General features: G+C 62.1%; 10 protein-coding genes and 2 pseudogenes. 7 read left to right on the forward strand and 5 right to left on the reverse strand.

What is annotated here, in order from left to right; all coding sequences use genetic code 11:
* Positions 1 to 256 (reverse strand): DUF4158 domain-containing protein (locus BRX37_RS25230; protein WP_125990183.1); only part of this gene is annotated, 256 nt, incomplete at its 3' end.
* A gap of 140 nt (positions 257 to 396) precedes the next feature.
* On the opposite strand from BRX37_RS25230, the gene BRX37_RS25235 reads away from it, so the two are divergent.
* Entirely contained in the window at positions 397 to 966 is a 570-nt protein-coding gene (locus tag BRX37_RS25235; RefSeq protein ID WP_011607925.1) for a recombinase family protein, read from the forward strand.
* Between the two features lie 84 nt (positions 967 to 1,050).
* Here the strand turns inward: BRX37_RS25235 and BRX37_RS25240 are convergent.
* The 4 genes and pseudogenes from BRX37_RS25240 to traA all read right to left on the reverse strand — a co-directional run.
* A pseudogene (locus BRX37_RS25240) lies at positions 1,051 to 1,683 on the reverse strand (IS110 family transposase); the annotation flags it as partial.
* 116 nt (positions 1,684 to 1,799) lie between these two features.
* A pseudogene (locus tag BRX37_RS25245) lies at positions 1,800 to 2,303 on the reverse strand (IS5 family transposase); the annotation flags it as partial.
* A 10-nt stretch (positions 2,304 to 2,313) separates the two neighbouring features.
* Complete coding sequence (locus BRX37_RS25250) at positions 2,314 to 3,018, reverse strand: DUF6118 family protein (RefSeq protein WP_125990187.1); 705 nt, start codon at positions 3,016 to 3,018, stop codon at positions 2,314 to 2,316.
* 10 nt (positions 3,019 to 3,028) lie between these two features.
* A complete protein-coding gene (gene traA / locus BRX37_RS25255; protein WP_125990189.1) occupies positions 3,029 to 6,073 on the reverse strand; it encodes a Ti-type conjugative transfer relaxase TraA in 3,045 nt (1,014 codons plus the stop codon).
* A gap of 168 nt (positions 6,074 to 6,241) precedes the next feature.
* On the opposite strand from traA, the gene BRX37_RS25260 reads away from it, so the two are divergent.
* The 6 genes from BRX37_RS25260 to BRX37_RS25285 all read left to right on the forward strand — a co-directional run bounded on the left by BRX37_RS25260 (position 6,242) and on the right by BRX37_RS25285 (position 9,465).
* Positions 6,242 to 6,490: a conjugal transfer protein TraD gene (locus tag BRX37_RS25260; RefSeq protein WP_125990191.1), complete on the forward strand. Its 249-nt coding sequence runs from the start codon at positions 6,242 to 6,244 to the stop codon at positions 6,488 to 6,490.
* 61 nt (positions 6,491 to 6,551) lie between these two features.
* Positions 6,552 to 6,821, forward strand: a complete 270-nt coding sequence (locus BRX37_RS25265; RefSeq protein WP_125990199.1) for a conjugal transfer protein TraD — start codon at positions 6,552 to 6,554, stop codon at positions 6,819 to 6,821.
* Positions 6,814 to 6,999 carry an AAA family ATPase gene (locus BRX37_RS25270; RefSeq protein WP_486057143.1) on the forward strand — a complete coding sequence of 62 codons (186 nt, stop codon included), beginning with the start codon at positions 6,814 to 6,816 and terminating at the stop codon, positions 6,997 to 6,999. The genes BRX37_RS25265 and BRX37_RS25270 overlap by 8 nt, the downstream gene beginning before the upstream one ends.
* Positions 7,000 to 7,015: 16 nt before the next feature.
* Entirely contained in the window at positions 7,016 to 7,450 is a 435-nt protein-coding gene (locus tag BRX37_RS25275) for an antitoxin Xre/MbcA/ParS toxin-binding domain-containing protein (protein WP_125990193.1), read from the forward strand.
* Entirely contained in the window at positions 7,447 to 7,926 is a 480-nt protein-coding gene (locus tag BRX37_RS25280; protein WP_125990195.1) for an RES family NAD+ phosphorylase, read from the forward strand. The genes BRX37_RS25275 and BRX37_RS25280 overlap by 4 nt, the downstream gene beginning before the upstream one ends.
* Before the next feature lie 45 nt (positions 7,927 to 7,971).
* Positions 7,972 to 9,465 (forward strand): phosphomannomutase, encoded by a 1,494-nt coding sequence (locus BRX37_RS25285; RefSeq protein WP_125990197.1) that lies wholly within the window; start codon positions 7,972 to 7,974, stop codon positions 9,463 to 9,465.
* Positions 9,466 to 9,788 lie beyond the last annotated feature (323 nt).

Here is a 9,788-nt window from a genome sequence, read left to right on the forward strand (position 1 = left end):
CGACGAAAGCGGCGAGATCATGGGGTATTGCTCCCCTGTCCTGTATCAACTGCGCAAGCGTGATGCCCGGGTGCCGCAGGAGCGCGAGTTGCAGCGCCACGCCCAACTGGTTCCGTCGCTCCCGTCGCGCGCCGATGATCTCGATATCGGAAGGCTCGAAGGTATAGAGCCGGGCCAAATGGTCGCGATCGGTCGGGATGGCGAGTATCTGATCGCGTTCGCTCTCGGTCAGGAGTTGATGCTTGCGCTTCGTCATGCCGTTTCCTGTCCACAAAAGGTCATCTGGGCCTATGGACAGCGAGGAGTAAAGAGACATAGTATGTGGACGGATATGGGTGGGGCGCAGCGGCTGCCCTCCATAGCGTCCACAGAACGACCGTTTGGGAGACGTGCGGCATGGGTGATATTCTGGGCTATGCCCGCGTCAGCACCGGCGATCAGGACGTTGCGGGCCAGACCATGCGTCTGGAGAAGGCTGGCGCCATCAAAATCTTCACCGATGTCATTTCAGGTAAGAGCATGGAACGGCCCGGTCTGGCTGAGCTAATCGCCTATGCCCGCAAGGGTGACACGCTGGCGGTGGTCCGCCTCGATCGGCTTGGGCGCTCGCTTGCCGAACTTCTCACCACGGTTGAGACGCTACGCGGTCAGGGCATCGCGCTCCTGAGCCTTGAAGAAAAGATCGACACTTCGTCAGCTGCCGGCGAGCTCATCTTCCATGTGTTTGGGGCCATCGCCCATTTTGAGCGACGGCTGATTTCTGAGCGAACCAGAGATGGTATTGCCGCCGCCCGTGCTAAGGGCAAACAGCCTGGCCGTCAGCCGCTGGACATGTCCAAAGTGGATGCGGCCATCAAGCTGGTCGAAGCTCGTATCTCGCCTACCGAAGCAGCGCGGCAACTCGGCATCGGCCGATCGACCATTTATCGCGAAATGCGTAGGATGGGAATCGAACGGCCCGCCTGATTAAGCGCCCGTCCGTTCGCATCGAGCGTTCGCCATGCGTTCTCGCTTAGCGTTGTTTAGCGTACTTTCCACGCTATGCCCTCAGATGGGTTCAACTCGAACGGCCTCAAGAACACGGCGTGTCAGCCGCTCAAGTTGAAAGTGCATGGTAGCGATGATGGCGAGCAAGGGTTCTGTAATATCGGCCAGCGAAGGGTCGGTTTCAGCGAGTTCGCGCACCCGCGTGGCGAACAGTTTGCGCCCTGGAGCTCCAACTTTCAGTCCACTTTCGCGTAGTACGGCGCGCACCGCATTTTCCATGTCCCGCACTTTACAGAGCACCGTCCGGCGCGCCACGAGTAATGAGCGCGACATCCGTGACGGGGCACTCTTGACGTGAACCTGCCGATACCAGCCCGTTCGGATGATTTGCGCTAATCCCCGCGCGTCATTGCGGTCAGTCTTGTTCGGCATTGCTCCCATGGCCGCTTTTGCCTGTCGTGTTTCAATGCACAACACCGGCAAGCCGGACCGAGCCATACCCTGGTGAAGCCACGCCGATTGCGAACAGGCCTCCAGTCCGATCCGCACCATCGGCAAAGCAACCCCGTTTAACGCCGATATCAAGCTTTCAGGATCGCTGGGCGCGCGTAGCTCGCGTACGATCGCGCCCGTCTCATCGACAATACAGATGGCCGTCTCTTCCAACGAAACATCCAATCCGGCATAATAGTTCACGGTTGCTTCTCCTCATGGTTGTGGCCGCTCGATACGGACCACGTTCTACCATTTGCGAGGAGCAGCCACCTCTCCGACTCGGTGACGAGCCCCAATCACCCCATCTGTCTTGAATCTCATGCGTAACGAGCGATGCGCCTGATGAGGACGATGGCAGCGGCGGCATAGAGTAAAGCCGTTGCGGATTTGATGGTTCGCTCGAAGTCCTTGGCGAGACGGCGATTTCGATTGAGCCATGCGAAGGTTCGTTCGACCACCCATCGTCTGGGATGGACGACGAACCCGGTCTGGTCGGCGAACTTTCGGACGATCTCTATTGTGATGGAGGTGGCGTCCCGGACGCGATCGCTGTTGTAGGCGCTGTCGGCATAGGCATGCTCGACCCAGGGGTGCCGCTGGCGTGACTGCATGAGCAAAGGCACTGCGCCGTTTCGGTCCTGCACATCAGCGCCATGGACCAGCAGTTCGAGCGCACGGCCATCGGTATCGACCATGGCGTGGCGCTTGCGGCCCATGATCTTCTTCCCTGCGTCATAGCCGCGCGGCCCACCTGCTTCGGTAGTTTTCACGCTCTGACTGTCGTCTGATAAACTGGGGTCATGAATGGCACTTATCCGGTCAGCGCCGAGATCAACCTGCGCTGTCGGGTTTCACCTCAATCGTGCATCGCACCGGCTCTTTGGCTTTCGCGGCTCGCTCACGACACGCCTGCACGGTTTTACGGTTGGCATCCGACAATGGCGACGCGGCCACAATCGCGCTCCAGCTTTCCGGTGCGGCCGCCTGCATCAAATGTTGACCCGCTTCCCACAGGCCTCGCTCTTTGAGAACGCGGGTCGCCATGCGCTCGGGCCAGCGCCAGCTTGGCGGCATGGATCGCGCGATCGGCCCCGCCAGCATCGCATAAAACAAAAAGCCCAGCACCAGGCCGCCGCCAGCGAAAATATAGAGCCACCGATTTTGCTCGTCGCCGCGCCGCGCCGAGGCAAGCCGGTTGCCGATCTCGCGTGCGGCCTGATCCAGCCCCGCGCGCGCTTCGGCGACAAGCCGCGCATCTTCCCGACGCGCAGCCGAAGCCGCCGCTGCAATCTGGCTTGCCATGGAACCGGGCGTCATCGACAGGAGTGGGCTTTTGGCGATGGGATCGATCCGCTGGGCAAGAGCTACCAGTATTTTTTCGGTGCGCTCAAGCGTTGGCTGATAATCGGGAATGTCGATGGACTCGCGCGCAGCGGTCAGTCCCTCGACAGCGGCGCGCAGTAACGACACCTCGCGCGTGAGCTGCTCGAACGCCCGTGCCGCGCCATCCTCGCTCTGCCCGTCGTCTTCATCCATATGCGTCTCCTTACCGGCTCATGCCGCGATCACGGCCTATCCCAAGCTCCTGCGTCAACTGGCGGCCCAGCTCGCCGCCCTCCATCTCACGGCCCCGGTTCATGCCAATCTCAAGACCAAGATCACGGGTGCGACCGCGCAGTACCGATTCCATTTGCGGATCGCGCTCAAGGCTTTTGGCCATGCCCGCCATTTCCTTGCCCGCACGCTCGCGACCCGTCATGTCACCGACGCGATAAAGCCGATCACGGTCCTGGGAGAGCTGCTGCCAGCGTTCCACGAACCGATCTGCGCGCAGATTGGGATCGGCCCGCACACGGGCTTCCTGCGCCATCGCGTCGATCAGCGGGCCGCTGCGCCCCGCAGCTGAATCCCGCAACAAGGCAGGGTCGCGCTGGATCGCCAATTGAAGATCGCGCGAGGATCCTGGCCTGATCTGCTCAAGTGCTTGATTGGTGCGTTCCAGCGCAACCTTCTGATGCTCCAGGACCGGCGCGCCCGATGCGCGGGCCTGCAACACCACCTCGGCCGATCGCGAAGCCCGTTCGACGGCGCGCACATAGTCGCGATCCTGTTCACGACCGAGAGCTTTCGTCGGGGTGGACGGGGCGGGCGTGGCATTGAGCCTCAAGCCCGCAAACATGCCGCGCCGCGGCTTCTGCTCGGCCGCGGTCGCGGTCGCGCGCTCGACCGTCCCCGGCTTGAAACCGGCAAATGCTCCCCGCTCGACAGGCGCTATCTCGCCACGCGGATCTCGCTGGATGGCGCGCGCATTATTGGCCGAACGGATCTCGCCCGACAAGCCGCGACGGTCGGCAAAAGCACGAATATCCTGCGCCGTATCGCGGGAATAATCGGACGCCATATCCTTGGCCCGCTCGCGCTTCAGCGTGCGGGTGAGTTGGCGATCATCGGCAAAGTCATCGCGGCCATAATGGAGCTGCACCCCGTCGCGATGCCGCGATAGCGCCACATAGGCGGAATGACGGTCCATGCCGGGGGTAGCGAGGACATGCGCGCGATCAACCGTCACACCCTGCGACTTATGGATGGTCGCCGCATAGCCATGATCGACATGGGCATAATCCTTGAGTTCAAATACTACACTGCGCCCGTCATCGAGCCGTACCGCTATGCTGTCGGGCGATACACGCTCGACCTGACCCAGCGTGCCGTTCTTCACTCCTAGCCCTCGCTCGTTCTTCAGGAACATGATGCGGTCGCCGCTGGCGAACGCGCGCGCGCCCCGCTCGGTTTGCACCTGCACATCTTCCCCCAGCCCCTGTCCTGAGCCTGTCAGAGGGTCGGCGTCGCGCAGTCGATCGCGGGCAGCCAGATTGAGGTCGCGTACCTCAGCATTGGTATGGGTGAGAATGATCCGGCTCTTGCCGGGATCGGCACGGCGCTGCACGGCCCATGTGTCGATCAGCTCGACACGGGCCTGCTCGCGCGTCTCGGCTGAGTTGACCATGCCATGCGCAGAATAGGCGTGGATCGCCTCGCCCGCCCTGCCTGTCGCAAGCGCCTTCGTTGCATCGCGCTGCCAGTCTTCGCGCTGCCGGCGTATTTCGGTGATTTCGGCCGCGCCATGGCGCTCGATGAGGGCACGGAATGACGCACCAGCCTCGATCGCCTGCAACTGCTCTGGATCGCCGACCATGACCACCTTGGCTCCGGCCTGTTCGGCATGAGCCAGCACCCGCTCCATCTGGCAGGTGCCGATCATGCCGGCTTCGTCGATCACCAGCACATCACGGGGACCAAGCTGCTCACGCCCCTGGCCCCACTGATATTCAAGACTAGCGAGCGTGCGCGACTGGATGCCCGATCCACCTTCCAGATTCTCGGCTGCGATCCCCGACAGCGCCGCCCCGCGCACGGTATAGCCCTGCGCCTCCCATGCCTCGCACGCCACCCCCAGCATAGCTGACTTGCCGCTACCGGCATAGCCAACCACAGAGGCAAGCCCCCGGCCTTCGGTGATATGATCCAGGGCGCCGCGCTGCTCCATCGAAAGGAGAAGCCCCTGCTGCCCGGCGGCCATCACAGCGTCGTCCCGGTGGGAAACGGAAACGCCATGCTGCGCCATGCCAGCAAGCCGATCGCCGATACGTTCCAGACGCTGCTCCGTCTCAATCATATCGCGGGAGGTAAAGCGATCCTCGCCGCGCCCATCCTTGCCCAGCGCCACCAGCTCGGGCGAGGCGCGCACCGCGCTCATCACCTGATCGAACTGATCCTTGCCGTCGCTATGCCGGAAAGCAAACTGCGCCAGGTCGCGCCGCGTGAACGTCGCCTGTTGACGCGTGATCGCGTCCAGCGCGATCTCGGGCCGCGCAATGATCTTCTCGCCATTCTCCCGCGCGATCCGGGCATGGTCCTCGACCCGCTCGGCCTCAAGCCCCTGGTCGGGCATCCGCGACGCCGCCGGCCCAATCTTGTGCTGCGGCTCAAGGTCGATCCCCTGCGCCTCCAATGTCCGATGATCTATGCGGGCATCAATATCCAGCTCGGCCAGGTGCTTGTTGACATGATCGGCCCACGCCTCGCGCCACTCCCGCAATAGCGCTGTGCTGTTCCAGTCGCGCACCTTCTGACCAAAGCCCTCTGGCCCTACTTCGCGCATCGACAGCATGACATGAGCGTGCGGCTTGGGTTGCCCGTCCTTCCCCATGTCCCAATGCACATTCATATCCGCGACCATGCCGCGCTTGACGAACTGCTTTTCAACAAACTCGCGGGCGAGCTGGATACCCTGTTTCTGGTTCAACTCACGCGGAATTGAAAACTCGACCTCACGCACCAACTGCGCGTCCTTACGTTTCTCCACGCCCTCGACCTCATTCCACAAGGTCGTGCGATCACTCAAACGCTCTTGCGCACCTTTGGGCAAAAGGATTTCCGAATGGACAACACCGGCCTTGTTCGAGAAATCATGCTCGCGCCCAAGCCGGTCGTCGTGCAGCCGTTCTGCCGCACGATAGGCAGCAGACGCCACGGCGCTTGATCCGTTAGCACGACTAATGACTTTGGCCGAGAAATGGTAGATCGCCATGATAGCCTCGATATTGCCTTTCTTAGCGCACGTCGGCAACGACGTATAAGCGCGCACTCTCTGCCGTTTGCATGACTGACTTCATCGCATTTTCAAGATCGAGCCGTTTCTCACTCATCCGAACCTGCTATTCTGTGGTCCCGGTTACATCATGATAAGGAACTTAGGGTGCGAAAGACACGCGACTATAACGCGGAATTGCGGACACTGGCTGAGAAGGCCAAAGCACTCAAGGCGAAGAAGGTCGAACAGCTTGGCCAGGTGGTCACATCTACGGGAGCCGATACACTCGATATCGATATAATCGCCGGCATATTGATAACCGCCGTTGAGTCCACCAACGCGGAAGAGAAGGAGGCATGGCGCGCGAAAGGCTCCGCCTTCTTTCAACGGCGTGGCAAAAAGGCTCGCGGCTGATGTGGTCGCGACCGGCAAGGCGATGGATCGAAACGATCATGCCATGAGCCGCGTCGAAGCCATGCAACGCCGCACCGATACAAGAGGATGGGTCGTACAGCGCCGTGAACGTACCCGCCATCTCATAGAGCTGGGCGGCCTCGTCCAGAAAGCTGGTCTTGTCGAACTGACCAACGACGATCGCGCCACCCTTTATGGCGCGATGCTCGAACTGGCGAGCCGTGCGCGCGATGAAAATGCTGGCGACATAGTGGCCTTGTGGAAGCGACGCGGCAAACGCGCTTTCGATATGGAAGCTGGCGCCGACAAGGAACCGTCTGACAATGGCTGACAGACCCGATTTTCATGTCATCACTGGCGGTCCCGGTTCGGGCAAAACGACCTTGATTGACATGCTGGCGTCACAAGGTTTTCATCACATGCCCGAAGCCGGTCGCGCCATCATCGCGACCAGGTTGCGATCGGCGACACGGCCCTGCGTTGGGCCGAGCGCGCTGTTTATCCCTTAACGGAGGCAGAATGATCATGGCGACGCAATTTCAATCCATAGAAGCGCTATTGGGCCTTGAGGTCGAGTTTCATGCACCGCGCCTTGCGCTGCCGTCCTTGATCGAAAGCGGACTACCGATCGCCGCGCTCGACCATCTGGCCGACAGCGTGGCGCCGGGTGATGCGCGCTTCAAATTGCGCCTGATCCCAAAGGCGACGCTGGAACGGCGGCGCAAATCCGCGTCCAAGCGGCTGACCAGCGAGGAGGGCGACCGTCTGGTCCGTCTGGCCAAGGTGTTCAGCTTCGCACTCAACATTTATAAGGAGCCCGAGCGCGCCCGAGAATTTCTGGGCCGACCGCATCCGATGCTGGACGGGAAAGCGCCGCTCGAAGTCGCGCTGGCAACCAGTCCGGGCGCGGATCTGGTCATCAACCTGCTCGGCCGCGCCGCCTATGGCGGGGGCGTGTGACGAGCAGACGGACCGACCGGATATTGACGGCCTATCGCATCGGCGACCCCGATGGCGTCCATCCCATCTATGACAGCGAAGGGGCCCGGCTTTATCCGGGGCGATGGAATATGCCGGCCAGCCCCATCATATGTACATCGGAACATTATTCGACGGCGATGCTAGAAAAGCCGGCCCATGCCAGCAGTGTGCTGCCACCCAACCAGCATTATGTCCGCATCACCATCCCCAACGGCACCAGCTACGAAATCTTTCAGACCGCAGCCCATCCGGGATGGGACGGGAAGGATGAGGGACTGTGTAAGGCGTTCGGGCAGGCATGGTATGAGGAGCGGCGCAGCGCGATATTATTGGTGCCGTCGATGGTGGCGCGGGTGGAGGGCAATATCCTGGTCAATCCGGCGCATCCCGATGCTGAGGGGATCAGCCATGAATTGCCGGAGCCGGTTTGGTGGGACGAGCGGCTTTATGGGTGAGCGAGAATAGTTTAGGCCTTGGCAAAGCCACATAGCTGGGGGTTCATGACGCAATCTGTTTCCATCGCCGACCTGATGGCGCAATCCGGCGTCGCATTTGGCACCAGCGGCGCGCGCGGGCTGGTGAGCGCGATGACGGACCGGGTCTGTTTCGCCTATACGGCCGCCTTCCTGCAACATCTGGCCAATATCGGGCAGTTTGCGCCCGGCACCGCTGTCGCCATCGCGGGCGACCTGCGGCCGTCCAGTCCGCGCATCACGGCGGCCTGCGCCGCGGCGGTGCGGCATATGGGCGGGACGGTCGACTATTGCGGGTTCGTGCCGTCGCCTGCCGTGGCAGCCCATGGGTTCGCGCACGGCATCCCGTCGCTGATGGTGACGGGCAGCCATATCCCCGACGACCGCAACGGCATCAAGTTCAACCGGACCGATGGCGAAGTGCTGAAACCCGACGAACTGGCGATCCGCGCGCAGGACGTGGACCTGCCCGACCTGTTCGACGATGCGGGCATGTTGAAGAACGCCGCGCCTGTGGAACCGCTGGTCGATGCGGCAACGCCCTATGTCGCGCGCTATGTCGATGCCTTCGGCGCGACGGCGCTGGCTGGCCTGACGCTGGGCATTTACGAACATTCGGCGGTCGGGCGCGACATGTTGGTCGCGCTGGTCGAGGCGCTTGGCGGCACGGCCGTGTCGCTGGGCCGTTCCGATCGCTTCATCCCCGTGGATACCGAGGCGGTTCGGCCTGAGGATCAGGCGCTGGCGCGGCAATGGGCGGCGGACCTTAAGCTGGACGCGATCCTGTCGACCGACGGGGATAGCGACCGGCCGCTGCTGGCCGACGAACAGGGCATATGGATGCGCGGCGACGTGCTGGGCATATTGAGCGCGCGGGCGCTGGGCATCGCGGCGATCGCCACGCCGGTCAGCTGCAACAGCGCGGTCGAGCTGTCGGGGCTGTTTACCGCCGTGCGGCGGACCCGGATCGGGTCGCCCTTCGTGATCGAGGCGATGAACGCTCTGGCGGCCGATGGTCAGGCGAGCGTGTGCGGCTATGAGGCCAATGGCGGTTTTCTGCTAGCCACGCCGATCCCGGTGGAGGGCCGGACTTTGGGCGCGCTACCGACGCGGGACGCGGTGTTGCCGATCCTGTCGGTGCTGGTCGATGCGCGCCGACGTGGCGTGACGCTGTCGGCGCTACAGGCGCAATTGCCCGAACGCTATACGTTCAGCGAGCGGTTGCAAAATTATCCCACGGCGCAGAGCCAAGCGCTGATCGCGCATCTAGAGCAGGGGGAGGAGGCCGCAATCCTCAAGCGGCTGACGGGCATGTTCGGGGAAGTGGCGGGCGAGGCCGATGGCATCGACCGAACCGACGGGCTGCGCATCCATTTTGCCGGTGGCGACATCATCCATTTGCGGCCGAGCGGCAATGCGCCGGAACTGCGCTGCTATACCGAAAGCGGCAGCGTGGAGCGGGCGGCAGCGCTCAATGGGCAGGCGCTGACGCTGGTGCGGGATTATAGCGTTCCGGCCTGATCGGGGGGCTTTGCTGCGCCAATAACGAGACAGCGAGTTGGACAGGTGCCGCGCGTTTTTTCGCAATTGCAAGACGTTGATAAGTAGAGGCTTTTATCGGACATTGCGCGTCTGATGACCACATGTCCTCCTATTATTTCGATTTATCAATGGCTTGCATCGCAGCCGATTGACGCGAGATAGTGGGGGGTCACTTTTGGGCTCTGAATCACTTTTGCTGCTGGTGATGGTCATACGCCGACCACGCGAGCGCGCAGCAGGTCCAGCTTCGCTCGACCATACATCTGTCGTTTTATCAGCTTGAGGCGAGTGATTTGGCCCTC

Origin of the sequence: Sphingomonas sp. S-NIH.Pt3_0716, assembly GCF_003950715.1 — a bacterium.
Taxonomy (GTDB): Bacteria; Pseudomonadota; Alphaproteobacteria; order Sphingomonadales; family Sphingomonadaceae; genus Sphingobium; species Sphingobium yanoikuyae_A.